Consider the following 16,180-nt stretch of genomic DNA (forward strand, 5'->3'; position numbering starts at 1 on the left):
ACCGCACGCCCTCAGAGTTCTCTGACGCCCAGTGCGGCAGGTTCGACGCTTGAACGTCGAGCTTACTTCAAGCCTGCATCGGAGATCGTTCATGAACATGCGCATCTTGCTGGTTACCAGCGCTCTCGCCTGCACCGCGTTTGCCGGTCTGGCCCAGGCCAATGACACTTCGAGCTCCCAGGCGGTGCCATACCACTATGGTATGCCGCTGCACGTGGGCAAGGTCATTGCCTTGACCGAACCGTCGACGCAGGACTGCCAAGTGGTCACAGCCGACATGAAGTACATCGATAGCACCTCGGGCAAACCTGCTCAAATCTCATACCGTAAACTTTCTGACGCCTGCAGTTATCAGAACTGATTGAACGGTCTGATCGAACTGGCGCTGGGTCTGGTGTGTTTCCAGACCTGGCGTGCGTCGGTGGAATTCGAAGCCGCGGGTTAAAGCGCTTTTCTGTCTGGATGCAGAGCCTGGGCAATGGTTTGGTGCTGCATGTCAGAGCGCAGCCCGGCGATCAGGTCATTGATTTCGCGGCAACCATTTAGCCTCTTGGCATTGATTCCGGTCACCATGAGATCGAGATGGTCGGTTTCCCGATCGGAATACACCTTCACTGTCATCGACAGGTCCGGCGACAGCGTGCATTGACAACGTTTCGGTAAAAAACTGCTTTCAATGATATTGCGAAGTTCCAAGGCAGAAAGAAACATGGTGACCCTCTCCTTAATGTGAGACTGCCAATCAACTATCGATACTGACGCCAAGAAATCCCCGATCAGCTTGAGACCAGCTACAGCATAAAACATGCCCGGGATTTCGCCCTGCAGCTCATCGGTAAATCAACGATTTAGCGAAACCAGCGCTAAACGGCCTCATGCAAGCTGCAAGGCCGCCCCATTGCGCCGCTGCAATTTGCACACCTCCCTTCAGTTTGCATTCACAGCTAACCGCAGTAAGAATGCGGCCTGGCAATCAGTATCTGCTGACACCACTCACAAGCAAGGAGGCGATCATGGGTTCGTTGATCCACATCAATACCGTTGGGCTAATAGTTGCTGGACTGTCGTTCGCTGCGCACGCCGCGAGACTCGAAGAGGTCGCGCCATTCCCCAAAGCTGACAGCGGTTTCACCCGCCAGGTCATTCACCTTGCCCCACAGACTCAGGAAGACGGCTACCAGGTCGAAATCCTCGCCGGCAAAACCCTGGCCGTCGACTGCAATCTCCAACGCCTGGGCGGCATTCTCGAGGAGAAAAACCTCGAAGGCTAGGGCTACCCGTTCTACCGACTGGAAAAAGTCATCGGCCCGATGAGCACGCTGATGGCCTGCCCGGACGGCAAGAGCACAAAAGACTTCGTGCCGGTGGTCGGTGACGGTTTCATGCTGCGCTACAACAGCAAACTGCCGATCGTGCTCTACGTGCCTAAAGACGTCGAAGTCCGCTACCGGATCTGGTCGGCGTCGAGCAAGGTCGAGAAAGCCGTCCAGGAATAACCGTTCTATCCCGTTACAGGAGCGCCAATTTGATTACCTGCCACGTCAAGTATGTGATCGATCCGTACCAACTCAGCGAGTTCGAAGCCTATGCCAAAGCCTGGCTCGGCATCGTCGAACGTTTGGGCGGTACGCACCACGGGTACTTCCTGCCTTCCGAGGGCGCGAGCAATATCGCCTACTGCCTGTTCAGCTTTCCTTCGCTGGCAGACTACGAAAGCTACCGGCATATCGCGATGACCGACGCCGAAAGTGCCGCGCTCGTAGCTTCGCTGGTCGAAAAGAAGTTTATCGTCAGCTATGAGCGGACATTCCTGCGCCCGCTGCTGGCCTGACACCGCTCACGCCGGGACGTCGCTCAATGCGGCGCGCTCGGCCACATGGCGCAAACTGTCGAAATTGATATTGGCGCCCGAGTCGATCGCGACCAGCGTCTGACCACGGGCGCCGGTCTGCGCTACGTATTTCTTGATGCCGGCCACGGCCAAGGCGCCGGAAGGTTCGGTGATCGAGCGGGTATCGTCGTAGATATTCTTGATGGCGGCGCAGAGTTCGTCGTTGCTGACCGTCAACACTTCATCGACGCAAAACTGGCAGACCTCGAAACCATAAGCACCGATCTGGGCGACGGCGACACCGTCGGCGAAAGTGCCTACGCTCGGCAGGACAACTCGCTCGCCAGCCTGTAATGCCGCGGACAAACACGCGGAATGCTCCGACTCGACACCGATGATGCGGACTTCAGGTCGCAAGTATTTGACATACGCTGCAATGCCCGCGATCAAGCCACCTCCGCCCACCGGGACAAAGATTGCGTCCAGCGAACCTTGATGCTGACGCAGGATTTCCATGGCGACGGTGCCCTGACCGGCGATCACATCCGGGTCGTCGAAAGGCGAGACAAAGGTGCGACCGGTTTGCCGTGCCAGGTTCAGCGCATAGTCCAGGGCAAACGGAAAACTCTCGCCGTGCAGCACGGCGTCAGCCCCCCGACTGCGAACACCGAGCACCTTCAATTCCGGTGTCGTGCGCGGCATCACAATGGTCGCGGCGATCCCCAATTCACGTGCTGCCAGCGCCACGCCCTGGGCATGATTGCCCGCCGAAGCGGTGATCACGCCGCGTGCCTTTTGCTCATCACTCAACTGCACCAGTTTGTTGTAGGCGCCGCGGATCTTGAAGGAAAAGGTCGGTTGCAGGTCTTCGCGTTTGAGCAAGATCTGGTTACCCAAAACCTCGGACAGTGCCGGTGCCACCTGCAACGGCGTACGCACCGCGAGCTCATACACGGGCGCGGCGAGGATCTTTTTCACGTAGTGCTCAAGCAAGGTCTGCTGGGCGTTGGTGCTGCTCATGGTCGTCTCCTGACGTTGATCAGAACCCAGGAGGCAGAAAGTAAAAACCCGCCTCTAGGGCGGGTTGGGTGCTGCAGTCGTGAGCTAGCCCGCCAAATAAGGAATGGCGGTAATAATGCTTGGCTGGCAGCGAAATACAGTGGAAGTCATGCCCGGAAATTAGCCGGGCGTTGATGGCAAGTCAATGGCCAATTCTACTCGGCCTCTGTAGGCTGGCGACTCTACTCATCATCCCAAGGAAGGAAACATGAAGTCTGTCGCCCTGCCCCTCATTACCCTGATTGCGTTCGCCGGCTACACCGTTTCGGTGATGCTGCAGGCCGAACAGTCATTGATCGACTTCGGCATCAGCCTGATGTCGCGCCCCGACACGGCGCAGGTGGTAATTGATTTGTACCTGCTGGCGACGCTCGCGGGCATCTGGATGTACACGGATGCGCGCAAGCGCGGGCGGTCGGGGTGGTCGGTGGTTCCCTACCTTTTGATCACCGCTGTTTTCGTCTCCATCGGGCCGCTGGTATACCTCGTGGTCCGTGGCCTGCAGGATCGGAGAACGGCCGTCACTTCGCCAACCGTCTGAGCCCCAGCACCATCATTCCAGCCCCCACTATCATCGCGCTCAGAAACAGCGGATACGAAACCCACCATGGCACGCCCGCCGTCATCATGCTGAACTCGGACATGCCGCCGATACTTGCAATCAGGTTCAGCGGCAGAAACACCACATTGATCAACGTCAGTTTGCGCAGCAGGTTGTTCATGCTGTTGTTCATCAGGTTGCCCCGGGCGTCGATCAGCCCGGAGAACACTGTGGAGTAGATTTCCGCCTGTTTGTAGCACTGGTTGTTTTCGATGATCAGGTCGTCGATCAGGCCAATGGCTTCGACGCTGAAATGTTCCTTGGCGGCGTGATTGCGCAACCGGGTCAGGACGGCGCCGTTGCTGTGAATCGCGTTGATGTAATAGATCAGGCTTTCGCTGAGGTTGAACATCTGGATCAGGTGCTGGTTCTGCATCGACGCGTTGAATTTCTGCTGCAACTCCCGGGCAACCAGTTTGATCACCTTCAGGTGGCCCAAGTAGTGATGGATGTTGTTGAACAGCAGGTCGAGCAACACATCGAGTGGCGTGTTCAGCGGTTGGCGCATGCCGAGGCCACTGAGCGGCGAGTCGTCGGTGGCGATCACCAGCAAACGATGCTCGGAAAACAGCAAACCGCAGGACGACACTTCAAAAGCCAGGCTGCCGGCACCGGAATAGTTTTCCGGGCGTTTCCAGATCAGGAACAGGTTGTCGGGGTGAAACTCGATGCGTGACACCTCGTCGGGGTCCAGGGCCGAGGCCAGGGCGTGCTCATCGAGCTTGAAATGGCTGTGCAGCAAGTCCCGCTCGGCGGCGTCGGGGTTGCTGAAGAGCATCACTTCGGCGTCCAGCCGTTCGACTTTGTGCAGGGCGCCGTGGATCAGTTGAAAGCTCTTGATCATCGGCCGCTCACCAGGCCTGGCCGCGGCGCTTGAGTTCAAGGCGACGGACGAACTCTTCCAGCACCAGTGAATACAGATCGTCCTGCAAGTAAGCGTCTTCGATGCCAGCGTCCATGTTCGGATTGTCGTTGACCTCGATCACCACCACTTTGTCGCCGGATTGCTTGAGGTCGACACCGTAGAGGCCATCGCCAATCAGGTTCGCGGTCTTCACCGCCAGTTCCACCACCGCCCGCGGCGCTTCGTGAACCGCCAGGGTACGGCATTCACCGTTGATGTCCTGACCCTTGGCCTTATGGTTGTAGATCTGCCAATGGCCCTTGGACATGAAGTACTGGCAGGCAAAAATGGGTTTGCGGTTGAGCACGCCGATGCGCCAGTCGTATTCGGTGTAGAAGAATTCCTGGGCCAGCAACAGCACCGAATGCTCGAACAGTTCGGCCGTGGCTTCGAGCAAGGCCTGCTGGCTTTCGACCTTGATCACGCCCCGAGAGAAACAGCCGTCGGGGATCTTCAACACCAACGGGAAACCGAGGCGCTCGCCGACCCGCTCAAAGTCTTCCGGTCGCTCTTTGTAGAGAATCTCGGTGGCGGGCATGCCTAACTGATGACTCTTGAGCAGATCGGTCAGGTACACCTTGTTGGTGCAACGCAGAATCGACGCCGGATCGTCCATCACGACCAGCCCTTCGCTCTCGGCTTTCTTGGCGAACCGGTAGGTGTGGTTGTCGACGCTGGTCGTCTCGCGGATCAACAGACCGTCGTATTCGGCAATACGTGCGTAGTCCTTGCGTTCGATCAGCTCGACGTCGATGCCCAACGTTTTGCCAACCCTGACGAAGTTGTCCAGCGCCTTGGCATTCGACGGCGGCAACGCTTCCTGGGGATCGTGCAGGATGGCCAGGTCATAACGGGCCACACGGCGGGAGCGCGGTACTCGCCAGATCTTGCGACTGAAACTGTCGAGTGAGTGGGCGAACTGATCTTCCTGATCTTCGCGTAACTTATGCAAGGCACCGGACTTTATCCCGTCAATGTGCCAGCCGTTAGTTCGACGAAACTCAACTAACAATATCGGACACGGGAAGACTTCAAACAACTGTCGCGCCAGATCCTGTAACGGCTCGATATGAGTCTTGCCAAAGTACAGCGTCAGGGTAAAACCTTCGGTGTCACTGTAAAGATGATGACTGAGGGCTTTTTCCAGGGTTTTATCCAGATCATCCAGGGCCAGGCCATACAAGGACTTTCGAGTCAGTTCGCTGATGGTCCGCACCGACGGAATTACCTTGTGTCCGCGGGCTTCGGCCAGCAACGAGCAGTAGTAGCCGTGCCCCAGGTATTTGTAGCTGCGGCACAGGTTGATCACCTGGACCCGCTTGCCCCGCTCGTCATCACGGGTTTTTTCGAGGTATTCCTGTGCCGTCACGATGTCTTCACTGGGGAAGTAAGAGGCCCAGTCTTCCTTGCGTTCGACGATGATAATCAACTGGCTGGAAGTTCTAACACCGTCATTTAAATAAGTTGCCGCCGGCAAAGTTTGCTCGGATACTTCGCGCCAATGACCCTGTACCGCTGACATAGTGATTGATCCGTTGGAGAACAAGACCTTTCCTATTAAGCACGAACTTTTTAGAAAGTCCCGTTTCGTTACGCAACTTTTACGGTGGTCATATGAATCTGGTTTTTCGCTTGGCGATGGTTGAAGACTTGCCAGCACTGCTGGAACTCGAACAACACTGTTTCACCACGGATCGGCTTAATCGTCGCAGTTTTCAATGGATGATCACCCGGGCCCACGGGCAACTGCTGGTGGCCCAGCGTGGCGAGCACTTGGTCGGTTACGCCGTGGTGCTGTTTCACCGGGGCACTTCGCTGGCGCGCCTTTACTCGATTGCGATCGCCACCGACGCGCGCGGCAGCGGCCTGGGCAAACAATTGCTCCAACGCATCGAGGCCTGCGCCCTTGAGCACGACTGCGCCTACCTGCGACTGGAAGTGCGCATCGACAACCCGGCAGCCATCGCTTTGTACGAGCGCAATGGTTACCGACGCTTCGCACTGATTCACGACTACTACCAGGACCATACCGACGCGCTGAGGCTGGAGAAGCGCATCCTCCAGCACCGCGACTCGCGCAACATCAAGGTGCCCTGGTATCAGCAGACCACCGATTTCACCTGCGGCCCGGCCTGTCTGCTGATGGGCATGGGCGCACTGCAAGCGGATCGCGTGCTGGAGCGGCGCGAAGAACTGCAGATCTGGCGCGAAGCGACCACCGTGTTCATGACTTCCGGCCATGGTGGCTGCAGCCCTCAAGGCTTGGCGCTGGCGGCATGGCGACGGGGTTTTGGGGTGCGTTTGCAATTGAGCATGGCCGGGCCACTGTTTCTTGATGGCGTACGCGATGCGCATAAAAAAGAGGTAATGCGGTTGGTACACGAGGAATTCACCACGCAGCTACAGGAGACTGATGTGGAGCGAGTGATCGGCGGACCACTGAACCTTGCACGGTTACTGGACGGTGGCGGACAACCGCTGGTGCTGATCAGCAGCTATCGACTGACCCGTTCCAAATCGCCGCATTGGGTGATCGTCACCGATTGCGATGAAGAGTTTGTCTACCTGCATGACCCGGATGTCGATCACAGTCAGCATCGCCAACCCATGGACTGCCAGCATCTGCCGGTCAGCCATGGCGAATTCGACAAGATGAGCAGCTTCGGACGAGGCAAGTTGCGCGCGGCAGTGGTTCTGTACACCCGATCATGAGCTTCACAACCCTTGTTGCAGCTGGCGAACTGTGGCGAGGGGATGTGTTACTTGAGTCCGATCCTGTACAGGGCTCCGTCGTCCTCGTCGGTCAGCACATACAAATACCCGTCCGGGCCTTGCCGCACATCGCGAATGCGCTTGTTGAGTTCGCCCAGCAATCGCTCTTCGTGAACGACCTTGTCGCCATCGAACTGCAAGCGAATCAACTCCTGGCTCACCAGCGCGCCAATAAACACGTTGTGCTGCCAGGCTTTGAAACGGTCAGCGTCATAGAACGCCATACCGCTGAGGCCGGGGGACTTTTCCCAGACGTGGCGCGGGCCGACGGTGCCTTCGGCAGTCTTGCCCGTGGCTTCCGGAATCGGTTGGCCGGAATAGTTGATGCCATGGGTTGCCATCGGCCAGCCGTAGTTCTTGCCACGCTCGATGATGTTGATTTCATCGCCTCCCCGGGGACCGTGTTCGTTTTCCCAGAGGGTGCCGGTCCAAGGGTTGAGCGCCGCGCCTTGCGGATTGCGCTGGCCGTAGGACCAGATCTCCGGGCGTACGCCAGCCTGACCGACAAAAGGGTTGTCATCCGGCACCTTGCCGTCCGGGTAGATCCGCACGACCTTGCCTTGCAGCTTGTCGAGGTCCTGGGCAGTCGGACGGTCATTGTTCTCGCCAAGGGTGATGAACAGATAGCCGTCGCGGTCAAACACCAGGCGCGAACCAAAGTGGTTGCCGACCGAAAGCTTGGGTTCCTGGCGGAAGATCACGTTGAAATCCTTGATGGCGGTGAGGTCGTCAGAGAGACGCCCACGCCCGACCGCCGTCCCGGCCCTGTCGCCCTCACCGCCACCTTCGGCATATGACAAGTAGACCGTGCGGTCTTGCTTGAAGTCGGGCGACAACGCTACATCCAGCAAGCCGCCCTGCCCCTTGGCCCAAACCTTTGGCACGCCACTGAGCGGAGCGGACAGTTTGCCATCGGCGCTGACCACCCGCAGATTGCCGGGCCGTTCGGTCACCAGCATTCCTTGGCGATCGGGAAGAAACGCCAAGGCCCAGGGATGTTCAAGCCCCTTGGTCATGGTCGTCACCTCAAGGGTGCCCTGTTCGCTTTTGAAGTTCTGGGTTGGCGCCGCGAAAACCGGCGCCGTGACAGTGATCAGTGCGCTGGCACACAGAGTGGCCAGAAGGGTTTTACGCAACATGCACGATTCCTTTTGTCGTTCGAATGGCTGGCAACGCTGTCGTGCCGTTCAACGGTTGCTGGTGTTTGCGTCTCGATGAGGTGGATTGGGAATGAATTTCGGTGGAGTGGAAGGAGGCGAGCGATCCTGGGGATAGCGGTTGCCGATGCCACCATTGTCCAGCGTCGGAGGGCGCGGCACGGGCACTGTGTTTGGCCCACGAATGACCGGCGCGCCGGGTTGCGTGCCTTGCATGCTGTTGGGATTGGCCCGGCGAATCGGGCTGTTGTAAGGATTGCTGGAGTTGCCCGTCGGGCTCTGGGCCAACAGCAATGAAAAAGGTGGCGTTGTGGTGTCAGCCTGGACCAGATTGCTCAGCACGCCACTCAAGGCCAACGCGGTGCAGCCGAGCACAAATCTGTTCATGGGGGAGCCTCTCGACATCAGGGGGATTGGAACTTCGATATCACGCTACGCCCGGGGTTCGGATTTGTTAACTAAAACCTCCTGGGCAAGATGTAACACGAAGTTGAGGACGCCGTTCATCCCCCGCTGGACCGGGCCGCAAGCCACTGAAACTTTTACGCCAGGACACAGGTCACCTGAACATCACTCGCGAGAAGACGACCATGGCACGGGCAATCTGGAAAGGCGCGATCAGTTTCGGTCTGGTGCATATCCCTGTGGCACTGGTCTCGGCGACGTCCTCGCAAGGGATCGACTTCGATTGGCTCGACAGCCGCAGCATGGACCCGGTGGGCTACAAGCGCATCAACAAGGTCACCGGCAAGGAAGTGACCAAGGAACATATCGTTAAAGGTGTGCAGTATGAAAAGGGCCAGTATGTGGTCCTCAGCGAAGAGGAAATCAAGTCGGCGCACCCGCTGTCCACGCAGACCATCGACATCTTTTCTTTTGTCGACAGCGAGCAGATCCCCCTGCAAAACATTGATACGCCCTACTACCTCGCGCCGGACAAACGCGGTGGCAAGGTCTATGCGCTGTTGCGCGAAACGTTAAGCCAAACCAATAAAGTCGCCCTGGCTCATGTTGTGCTGCACACGCGCCAGCACCTTGCGGCTTTGATGCCGCTGGAGTCGGCGATGGTATTGGTGATGCTGCGCTGGCCTGCCGAAGTGCGAAGCCTGGATACGCTTGAGTTGGGCAGTGAAGTCACCAAGCCCCAACTGGCCAAGGGTGAGCTAGAGATGGCCAAACGACTGGTCGAGGACATGAGCGCAGACTGGAGCCCCGAGGATTATCGCGACAGTTTTGAAGACAAGATCATGGCCCTGGTGGAGAAAAAGGCCAACGAAGGAAAAATCGAAGCTGTCGAAACGGCGACTGGCGAAGATGAGCGTAAAACCGCCGATGTTATCGATCTGACCGAGCTGCTTAAACGCAGCCTGGGTGGCAAGAGCACGGGCAAAACGAAGCCCGCCGCGAAACCCGCCGTAAACAAAAAAGCCACGAAGACTTCTCGTGGCTGATTGAAAGTTTGCGGTGAATGTTATGGCCTCTTCGCGAGCAAGCCCGCTCCCACATTAGATCGCGGTCAACTGTGGGAGCGGGCTTGCTCGCGAAGGGGCCATACGCCGTGACACAATCTTTAGATCAAGACGAAAATCGCCAGCAATCCGCCAAAAATCGCCCACTTTTCGAGGTAGTAAAGCTTGCGGTTGCGCTTCTTCAGCGCTTTGCCACGCAGGCGAATCTTGTAGACCTTGGCGAACAAGCGGTTGAGACCGCCGGTCTTGTCGCCCGCATCGTTCGGCGCGCCCGCCGCCGACATCACATGACGGCTGAACCAGCTATTGAACGCCGCCGCCCAGCGATACTTCAACGGCCGCTCAACATCGCAGAACAGAATGATGCGGTTCTGCCCGGTGGTGTTTTCGGCGTAATGAATGAAGGTCTCGTCGAACATGACCGCCTCACCGTCGCGCCAATGGTAGTTCTCGCCATCGACGTTGATGTAGCAACCGGCATCGTTCGGGGTTTCCAGGCCCAGGTGATAGCGGTAGGAACCGGCGTACGGATCGCGGTGACGCACCAGCTTCGAGCCCGGCGGCAGCTCGGCGAACATCGCAGCCTTGATCGAGCCGATGCTTTGCACCAATTCGGTTGTGCGCGGGCAAAGTTTCATCGCCGATGGATGGCTGTCGCCGTACCACTTCAGGTAGAAACGCTTCCAGCCCGTCTTGAAGAACGAGTTGAAGCCGACGTCGTCGTATTGATTCGAGCGCTTGATCTCCCCGGCCCTGAGCAGGTTCTGGCCCTCGGCGCGAATTTCTTCCCAATGGTCCTGCAACGGACTGAGATCGGGAAAGTCGGCCGGGTTGAGAAAAGGCTTGTTGGGGATTTTCGAGAATAGATAAAGGAAGCAGTTGATCGGCGCCAGAAACGTCGAGTGGTCGCTCAATTGGCGGCCCAGCTTGTGGCGCACACGTCCGCGCAAGTGGACGTACGCGATGGATACAACATAGATAGCGGCAATGATCAATTTCACAAAAATCGTCACACGTCAGAAGTGAACAAACTGCGTCCCTTGCCGATCGATCGGCCCGAGGGTCTTGTGCAGCGTCTGAATTAACAACAGCGGTCCTGAATGGCCCGTTCTTGAGCCTGTACCGTCTGTCGGCAGCAGGTGATAGATGGCATTTTAGCCACAGTTTGTAACCAATAGTTAACCTTCAGATGTGAAAAACTGTCCACTGATGCTGCCAAAGTGGCCGTGCGGCCTTAACGCCCTATCGTTTAAAGAGCCAGACCAGTACAATCGCCGCCAAACATTACGCGCCCCCCTTGGTTGATGACGGGAATGAACCCCGTCTCAGCGCACTTCGACTCGGGCCAAGCGCTCCATATGCTGCTGTCCACTTATTGCCAGATGGACCTTCCGCTTCTGACCGGGATGCATTTCCTGTGGTTCGAAAACCGGAAACGGGTACTGAATCGGTACTGCCGCACCCCTAGCTACTCTGAATGCTTCGCAGGAAAAACCTTTGATCTCTACAGCTAACATCACGATGCAGTTCGGCGCCAAGCCGCTATTCGAAAACGTTTCGGTCAAATTCGCCGCGGGCAACCGCTACGGCCTGATCGGCGCTAACGGTTGCGGCAAGTCGACTTTCATGAAAATCCTCGGCAACGATCTCGAGCCGTCCGGCGGCCAGGTCATGCTCGAGCCGAACGTGCGTCTGGGTAAATTGCGCCAGGACCAGTTCGCCTACGAAGAATTCACCGTGATCGATACCGTGATCATGGGTCACGAAGAGCTGTGGAAGGTCAAGGCCGAGCGCGACCGTATCTACTCGCTGCCGGAAATGACCGAAGAAGACGGCATGGCCGTTGCCGAGCTGGAAACCGAATTCGCCGAAATGGACGGCTACACTGCCGAATCCCGTGCTGGCGAACTGTTGCTGGGCCTGGGTATCGGCATCGAGCAACACTTCGGCCCGATGAGCGAAGTGTCCCCAGGCTGGAAACTGCGCGTATTGCTGGCCCAGGCGCTGTTCTCCGATCCTGAAGTGTTGTTGCTCGACGAACCGACCAACCACCTGGACATCAACACCATCCGCTGGCTGGAAAACATCCTGACCCAGCGCTCCAGCCTGATGATCATCATCTCTCACGACCGTCACTTCCTGAACAGCGTGTGCACCCACATGGCTGACCTGGATTACGGCGAGTTGCGCCTGTTCCCGGGCAACTACGACGAGTACATGACCGTGGCGACCCAGTCCCGCGAGCAACTGCTGTCGGACAACGCCAAGAAGAAAGCGCAGATCTCCGAACTGCAATCGTTCGTCAGCCGCTTCTCGGCCAACGCCTCGAAAGCCAAGCAGGCCACGTCCCGCGCCAAGGCGATCGACAAGATCCAGCTGGCCGAGGTCAAGCCTTCGAGCCGCGTGAGCCCGTTCATCCGTTTCGAACAAACCAAGAAGCTGCACCGTCAGGCGGTCATCGTCGAGCGCATGGCCAAAGGCTTCGACGGCAAGACCCTGTTCAAGGACTTCAGCTTCCAGGTTGAAGCCGGCGAGCGCGTGGCGATCATCGGCCCGAACGGTATCGGCAAAACCACCCTGCTGCGCACCCTGGTCAACGAACTGACCCCGGATGCCGGCACCGTGAAATGGACCGACGCCGCGGAACTGGGCTACTACGCCCAGGACCACGCGCACGACTTCGAAGACGACTGCAACCTGTTCGACTGGATGGGCCAATGGACCCAGGGCGGCGAGCAAATCGTTCGCGGTACCCTCGGCCGTATGCTGTTCTCCAACGACGAGATCCTCAAGTCGGTCAAGGTCATCTCCGGTGGTGAGCAAGGTCGCATGCTGTTCGGCAAGCTGATCCTGCAAAAGCCGAACGTGCTGATCATGGACGAACCGACCAACCACTTGGACATGGAATCCATCGAGGCGCTGAACCTGGCGCTGGAGAACTACCCGGGCACGCTGATCTTCGTCAGCCATGACCGTGAGTTCGTATCGTCGTTGGCCACACGCATTATCGAACTCAGCCCTAGCGGCGTGATCGACTTCAGCGGCACCTATGACGACTACCTGCGTAGCCAGGGCGTTGTGTTCTAAAAAGCTGCCGAAACTGAAAAGCCCTGTCCTGGTGACGGGGCTTTTTGCATTTCAGGGTTTAGTAATTCTGTGGTGCGGAAACCTTCGCGAGCAAGCCCGCTCCCACATTTGAAATGCGTTCCCCTGTGGGAGCGGGCTTGCTCGCGAAGAGGCCCTCAAGCGCAACGAACATAGTTAGCCTGCTTTCTTTTATTTTTCGCCCACGCCATGATGCGGTTCTCTTACCGCCGCCCGCGAACGAGCCCTCATGTCTGTGCAGCAGCTGCCACCGCAAAGCTCCCTGGCGATCACCCTGCAGATCGTCTCCATCGTCTTTTATACCTTTATTGCCTTCCTCTGCATCGGTCTGCCAATTGCGGTGTTGCCGGGGTATGTCCACGAGCAGTTGGGTTTCAGCGCGATCATCGCGGGGCTGACCATCGGCTCTCAATACCTGGCCACCCTGCTCAGCCGCCCGATGGCCGGGCGTCTGTCGGACAGCATCGGCACCAAGCGGGCGATTGTTTACGGGTTATCGGGGATTGTGTTGAGCGGCGTGCTGACGTTGATTTCAACGCTGCTGCAAAGTCTTCCGTTGCTGAGCCTGTTGATCCTGATCGCCGGCCGCTTGTTGCTGGGGATTGCCCAGGGCTTGATCGGGGTCGGCACCATCAGTTGGTGCATGGGTCAGGTGGGCACGGAACATACCGCGCGATCGATCTCCTGGAACGGCATCGCCTCCTACGGCGCCATTGCCATCGGTGCGCCGCTTGGCGTGGTGATGGTCGGTGAACTGGGATTCGCCAGTCTTGGGATCGCGCTGTCGGTGCTGGCGCTGGCGGCGTTGTTGCTGATCCGAAACAAACCCTCGGTGCCGGTGATTCGCGGCGAGCGCCTGCCGTTCTGGGCAGTGTTCGGGCGCATTGCGCCGTTCGGCGCGAGCCTGAGCCTCGCTTCCATCGGTTACGGCACGTTAACCACCTTTATTACCCTGTATTACGTCAGCCGTGGCTGGGCCGGCGCGGCTTATTGCCTGACGGTGTTCGGCGTGTGTTTCATATTGGCGCGACTGTTGTTCATCTCCAGCATCAGCCGTTTTGGTGGATTCACCTCGGCCATTGCCTGCATGAGCATTGAAACGGTGGGCCTGGTGTTGCTGTGGCTCGCGCCTTCGACCGGTTATGCGCTGATCGGCGCAGGCCTGACCGGGTTCGGTCTGTCGCTGGTGTATCCGGCGCTGGGGGTCGAAGCGATCAAGCAAGTGCCCAATTCCAGCCGCGGGGCGGGGTTGAGTGCTTACGCGGTGTTTTTCGACCTGGCGCTGGCGATTGCCGGGCCGTTGATGGGCGCCGTGGCGTTGAACCTGGGGTATTCGTGGATTTTCTTCAGTGCGGCGTTGTTGTCTGTAACTGGTCTCGGACTGACGTTGTTACTGAAACGCCGCGCAATGGCCTGACACTCCTACAAGGATTTCTTATTGATCGGCAGTCTGCATTCCGGCGCGGGTCGGCTTGGCCAGTGCGTGTGAGAAAAAACGCCCGGCTTCGGAAATCATGTTGCGATGGATGTCTTTGCGATCGACGCCATCGGCATCGGTACACAGCGCCGGCATGGCGATGATCTGCTCTTCGTTGCACGGCGCCAGGAACACAAAGTGCCCTGCCCCCGCCAGCAACTTGAAGTCCGGTGCAATCGGCAGTTTGCGAGCCAGGGCGGCGGCATTCTTGTCGAACGCCACCAGTTTGTCGCCGTCGCCGCTGTAGAGCAGCACCGGCACATGCACGTCGGCCAGGGTATGGCGGCCAAACTTCAGGCTCAACGGCGCCATGAGCAGCAAGGCGCGAACCCGCGGGTCTGCCACCGGTTGCAAGTCATCACGATCCGCAATCAATTCGCCTTGGGTGTTGCAGGCATCGCGGTCGTCCGGGCGCTCCTGACAATAGCGGCGCAGACGCTCCAGGTCGGGTGTCGCGCCGGACAGAATCAGCGCCGTCTCCCCGCCCGCCGAATAACCGATTACACCGATCTGATCGGCATTGACGAAGGGCGCGAGCATTCGGTCGCCCAGCGTCGCGGTGATGGCTTCGGAAATCTGGATGGGCCGACCGTAAAGGTTACTCAACGTACCGAGGCGGCTGTGGTCCTTGGAGTTGTCACCGGGATGGATCACCGCCACCACCACAAACCCTTTACGTGCCAGCGACGTGGCGAGGTCGTGCAAGGCCAGCGGGGTTCCGGTGTTGCCGTGGGACAGCATCAGCATCGGGAAACGGCCGATAGCGACTCGGGTGTCTTCGCCCGCTTCGACCGTGTAGCCCTCGAGGAGGCTGGAGTGTTCCTTGTCGCTGGAAGGATAGAAGGCGATGGCGCGCATCGGCTGCAAATCCAGAGGGTCAAGGAAACTCATCTCATGGAAGCCGACGCTCCAGTGAGGATGCGGCGCAGGCGCGGCGTGCACCGAGTTCAGGCTGCTGAGCAGGCAAATCAGCAAGGCTGCACAAAGACGCACCATGGAAGGTTCCACCTGGCTACTGACCGGGGACGTTAACCCTCGACTGCATGACTCGGGCCACTATTTAATGAAACTCTAAACAGCAAGAAACAGCCAGAAACAAAAAACTCCGTATCTGGCACTTGCGTGATCAGAATACAGAGTTTTTTGAGTGCTGCTCGAGCTGTTTGATTTTCTTTACAAAGGCCTTACGCGGCGGCGAACAACTGCTCGCTGATTTGCGTGTGCGCGTCGCTCATGGCTTTGGTGCGGACTTCGTCACCGTAGGCAAGGCCATGGGCACGGACGAACTCGAGGTCGGTGATGCCGATGAAGCCGAACAGCACCTTCAAGTATTCTTCGTGAGCCACGCCAGTCGCTTGACCAGCATGCAGACCGCCGGAAGTCGATACGATGACGACTTTCTTGCCACCGCACAGGCCCTCAGGACCGGCTTCGGTGTAACGGAAAGTCTGACCGGCGACGGCGATGCGGTCGATCCAGGCCTTGAGTTGGGTCGGGATGGTGAAGTTGTACATCGGAGCTGCAATCACCACGGCATCGGCGGCGAGGAACTCGGCCAGCGTGGTGGCGCTCAACTCGGCTTCGTGCTGCTGGGCGGCATTGCGCAGTTCAGCGGTGGTGCCGGCGGCGACCAGGGTCGTGGCGGAGAAATGGCTGATGGCATCGGCGGCCAGGTCGCGGTAGGTCACCACGGCCGTCGGCTCGGCGGTTTGCCAGGCTTTAACGACTTCGCTACTCAGCTGACGGGAAGCCGAGTTGTCACCAAGAATGCTCGAATCGATATGCAGCAGTTTCATGGGGGGATC

15 protein-coding genes and 2 pseudogenes are annotated in these 16,180 nt (G+C 58.3%); 8 read left to right on the forward strand and 9 right to left on the reverse strand.

Annotated elements, in window-relative coordinates; translation table 11 throughout:
- Positions 1–91: 91 nt before the first annotated feature.
- Positions 92–361 carry a DUF2790 domain-containing protein gene (locus PFAS1_RS26650; protein ID WP_076031184.1) on the forward strand — a complete coding sequence of 90 codons (270 nt, stop codon included), beginning with the start codon at positions 92–94 and terminating at the stop codon, positions 359–361.
- 80 nt (positions 362–441) lie between these two features.
- Here the strand turns inward: PFAS1_RS26650 and PFAS1_RS26655 are convergent, their stop codons facing one another.
- The gene (locus PFAS1_RS26655; RefSeq protein WP_076031185.1) at positions 442–711 is read right to left on the reverse strand and encodes a DUF1652 domain-containing protein; all 270 of its coding nucleotides are present in this window, start codon (positions 709–711) and stop codon (positions 442–444) included.
- 302 nt (positions 712–1,013) lie between these two features.
- On the opposite strand from PFAS1_RS26655, the pseudogene eco reads away from it, so the two are divergent.
- Together eco and PFAS1_RS26665 are read left to right on the forward strand one after the other, a co-directional pair.
- Positions 1,014–1,496, forward strand: a pseudogene (gene eco, locus PFAS1_RS26660) (serine protease inhibitor ecotin).
- A 29-nt stretch (positions 1,497–1,525) separates the two neighbouring features.
- The gene (locus PFAS1_RS26665) at positions 1,526–1,831 is read left to right on the forward strand and encodes an NIPSNAP family protein (protein WP_074876451.1); all 306 of its coding nucleotides are present in this window, start codon (positions 1,526–1,528) and stop codon (positions 1,829–1,831) included.
- A gap of 18 nt (positions 1,832–1,849) precedes the next feature.
- On the opposite strand, the pseudogene ilvA reads toward PFAS1_RS26665, so the two are convergent.
- Positions 1,850–2,851 (reverse strand): annotated as a pseudogene (ilvA, locus tag PFAS1_RS26670) (threonine ammonia-lyase, biosynthetic); the annotation flags it as partial.
- Positions 2,852–3,098: 247 nt separating this feature from the next.
- Between ilvA and PFAS1_RS26675 the strand changes: the two are divergent.
- Positions 3,099–3,431 carry a DUF2834 domain-containing protein gene (locus PFAS1_RS26675; RefSeq protein ID WP_076031187.1) on the forward strand — a complete coding sequence of 111 codons (333 nt, stop codon included), beginning with the start codon at positions 3,099–3,101 and terminating at the stop codon, positions 3,429–3,431.
- On the opposite strand, the gene PFAS1_RS26680 is transcribed toward PFAS1_RS26675, so the two are convergent.
- Both PFAS1_RS26680 and PFAS1_RS26685 read right to left on the reverse strand, forming a co-directional pair.
- Positions 3,412–4,335: a magnesium transporter CorA family protein gene (locus PFAS1_RS26680; RefSeq protein ID WP_076031188.1), complete on the reverse strand. Its 924-nt coding sequence runs from the start codon at positions 4,333–4,335 to the stop codon at positions 3,412–3,414. The genes PFAS1_RS26675 and PFAS1_RS26680 overlap by 20 nt on opposite strands.
- A gap of 7 nt (positions 4,336–4,342) precedes the next feature.
- Positions 4,343–5,917 carry a RimK family protein gene (locus PFAS1_RS26685; protein ID WP_076031189.1) on the reverse strand — a complete coding sequence of 525 codons (1,575 nt, stop codon included), beginning with the start codon at positions 5,915–5,917 and terminating at the stop codon, positions 4,343–4,345.
- A 92-nt stretch (positions 5,918–6,009) separates the two neighbouring features.
- On the opposite strand from PFAS1_RS26685, the gene rimI reads away from it, so the two are divergent.
- Positions 6,010–7,107, forward strand: a complete 1,098-nt coding sequence (gene rimI, locus PFAS1_RS26690; RefSeq protein WP_074876441.1) for a ribosomal protein S18-alanine N-acetyltransferase — start codon at positions 6,010–6,012, stop codon at positions 7,105–7,107.
- A gap of 47 nt (positions 7,108–7,154) precedes the next feature.
- Here the strand turns inward: rimI and PFAS1_RS26695 are convergent, their stop codons facing one another.
- Both PFAS1_RS26695 and PFAS1_RS26700 read right to left on the reverse strand, forming a co-directional pair.
- Complete coding sequence (locus PFAS1_RS26695; protein WP_076031190.1) at positions 7,155–8,306, reverse strand: PQQ-dependent sugar dehydrogenase; 1,152 nt, start codon at positions 8,304–8,306, stop codon at positions 7,155–7,157.
- Between the two features lie 48 nt (positions 8,307–8,354).
- On the reverse strand, positions 8,355–8,711 hold the full coding sequence (locus PFAS1_RS26700; protein ID WP_076031191.1) for a hypothetical protein: 357 nt from the start codon (positions 8,709–8,711) through the stop codon (positions 8,355–8,357).
- A 203-nt stretch (positions 8,712–8,914) separates the two neighbouring features.
- Here PFAS1_RS26700 and ku point away from each other — a divergent pair, with 203 nt between their 5' ends.
- Entirely contained in the window at positions 8,915–9,775 is an 861-nt protein-coding gene (ku, locus tag PFAS1_RS26705) for a non-homologous end joining protein Ku (RefSeq protein ID WP_076031192.1), read from the forward strand.
- A gap of 119 nt (positions 9,776–9,894) precedes the next feature.
- Here ku and lpxO read toward each other — a convergent pair whose 3' ends face one another.
- Complete coding sequence (gene lpxO, locus PFAS1_RS26710) at positions 9,895–10,794, reverse strand: lipid A hydroxylase LpxO (RefSeq protein ID WP_076031609.1); 900 nt, start codon at positions 10,792–10,794, stop codon at positions 9,895–9,897.
- A gap of 496 nt (positions 10,795–11,290) precedes the next feature.
- Between lpxO and PFAS1_RS26715 the strand changes: the two genes are divergently transcribed.
- Positions 11,291–12,880, forward strand: coding sequence for an ABC-F family ATPase (locus PFAS1_RS26715; protein WP_074876433.1), 1,590 nt, complete (start codon positions 11,291–11,293; stop codon positions 12,878–12,880).
- Between the two features lie 247 nt (positions 12,881–13,127).
- On the forward strand, positions 13,128–14,315 hold the full coding sequence (locus tag PFAS1_RS26720; protein ID WP_076031193.1) for an MFS transporter: 1,188 nt from the start codon (positions 13,128–13,130) through the stop codon (positions 14,313–14,315).
- Positions 14,316–14,333: 18 nt separating this feature from the next.
- Here the strand turns inward: PFAS1_RS26720 and PFAS1_RS26725 are convergent, their stop codons facing one another.
- Both PFAS1_RS26725 and PFAS1_RS26730 read right to left on the reverse strand, forming a co-directional pair.
- Positions 14,334–15,371: an alpha/beta hydrolase family protein gene (locus tag PFAS1_RS26725; RefSeq protein ID WP_076031194.1), complete on the reverse strand. Its 1,038-nt coding sequence runs from the start codon at positions 15,369–15,371 to the stop codon at positions 14,334–14,336.
- Positions 15,372–15,559: 188 nt separating this feature from the next.
- Positions 15,560–16,171 carry an FMN-dependent NADH-azoreductase gene (locus PFAS1_RS26730; RefSeq protein WP_056740026.1) on the reverse strand — a complete coding sequence of 204 codons (612 nt, stop codon included), beginning with the start codon at positions 16,169–16,171 and terminating at the stop codon, positions 15,560–15,562.
- Positions 16,172–16,180 lie beyond the last annotated feature (9 nt).

It is taken from the genome of Pseudomonas frederiksbergensis (assembly GCF_001952935.1).
GTDB lineage: Bacteria > Pseudomonadota > Gammaproteobacteria > Pseudomonadales > Pseudomonadaceae > Aquipseudomonas > Aquipseudomonas frederiksbergensis.

Excerpts from the sequence above, each read along its gene's own strand:
- PFAS1_RS26650 (WP_076031184.1), top strand. The coding sequence starts at position 92 with ATGAACATGCGCATCTTGCTGGTTACCAGCGCTCTCGCCTGCACCGCG.
- PFAS1_RS26655 (WP_076031185.1), bottom strand. The coding sequence starts at position 711 with ATGTTTCTTTCTGCCTTGGAACTTCGCAATATCATTGAAAGCAGTTTT.
- PFAS1_RS26675 (WP_076031187.1), top strand. The coding sequence starts at position 3,099 with ATGAAGTCTGTCGCCCTGCCCCTCATTACCCTGATTGCGTTCGCCGGC.
- PFAS1_RS26680 (WP_076031188.1), bottom strand. The coding sequence starts at position 4,335 with ATGATCAAGAGCTTTCAACTGATCCACGGCGCCCTGCACAAAGTCGAA.
- PFAS1_RS26685 (WP_076031189.1), bottom strand. The coding sequence starts at position 5,917 with ATGTCAGCGGTACAGGGTCATTGGCGCGAAGTATCCGAGCAAACTTTG.
- rimI (WP_074876441.1), top strand. The coding sequence starts at position 6,010 with ATGAATCTGGTTTTTCGCTTGGCGATGGTTGAAGACTTGCCAGCACTG.
- PFAS1_RS26695 (WP_076031190.1), bottom strand. The coding sequence starts at position 8,306 with ATGTTGCGTAAAACCCTTCTGGCCACTCTGTGTGCCAGCGCACTGATC.
- PFAS1_RS26700 (WP_076031191.1), bottom strand. The coding sequence starts at position 8,711 with ATGAACAGATTTGTGCTCGGCTGCACCGCGTTGGCCTTGAGTGGCGTG.
- ku (WP_076031192.1), top strand. The coding sequence starts at position 8,915 with ATGGCACGGGCAATCTGGAAAGGCGCGATCAGTTTCGGTCTGGTGCAT.
- PFAS1_RS26720 (WP_076031193.1), top strand. The coding sequence starts at position 13,128 with ATGTCTGTGCAGCAGCTGCCACCGCAAAGCTCCCTGGCGATCACCCTG.
- PFAS1_RS26725 (WP_076031194.1), bottom strand. The coding sequence starts at position 15,371 with ATGGTGCGTCTTTGTGCAGCCTTGCTGATTTGCCTGCTCAGCAGCCTG.
- PFAS1_RS26730 (WP_056740026.1), bottom strand. The coding sequence starts at position 16,171 with ATGAAACTGCTGCATATCGATTCGAGCATTCTTGGTGACAACTCGGCT.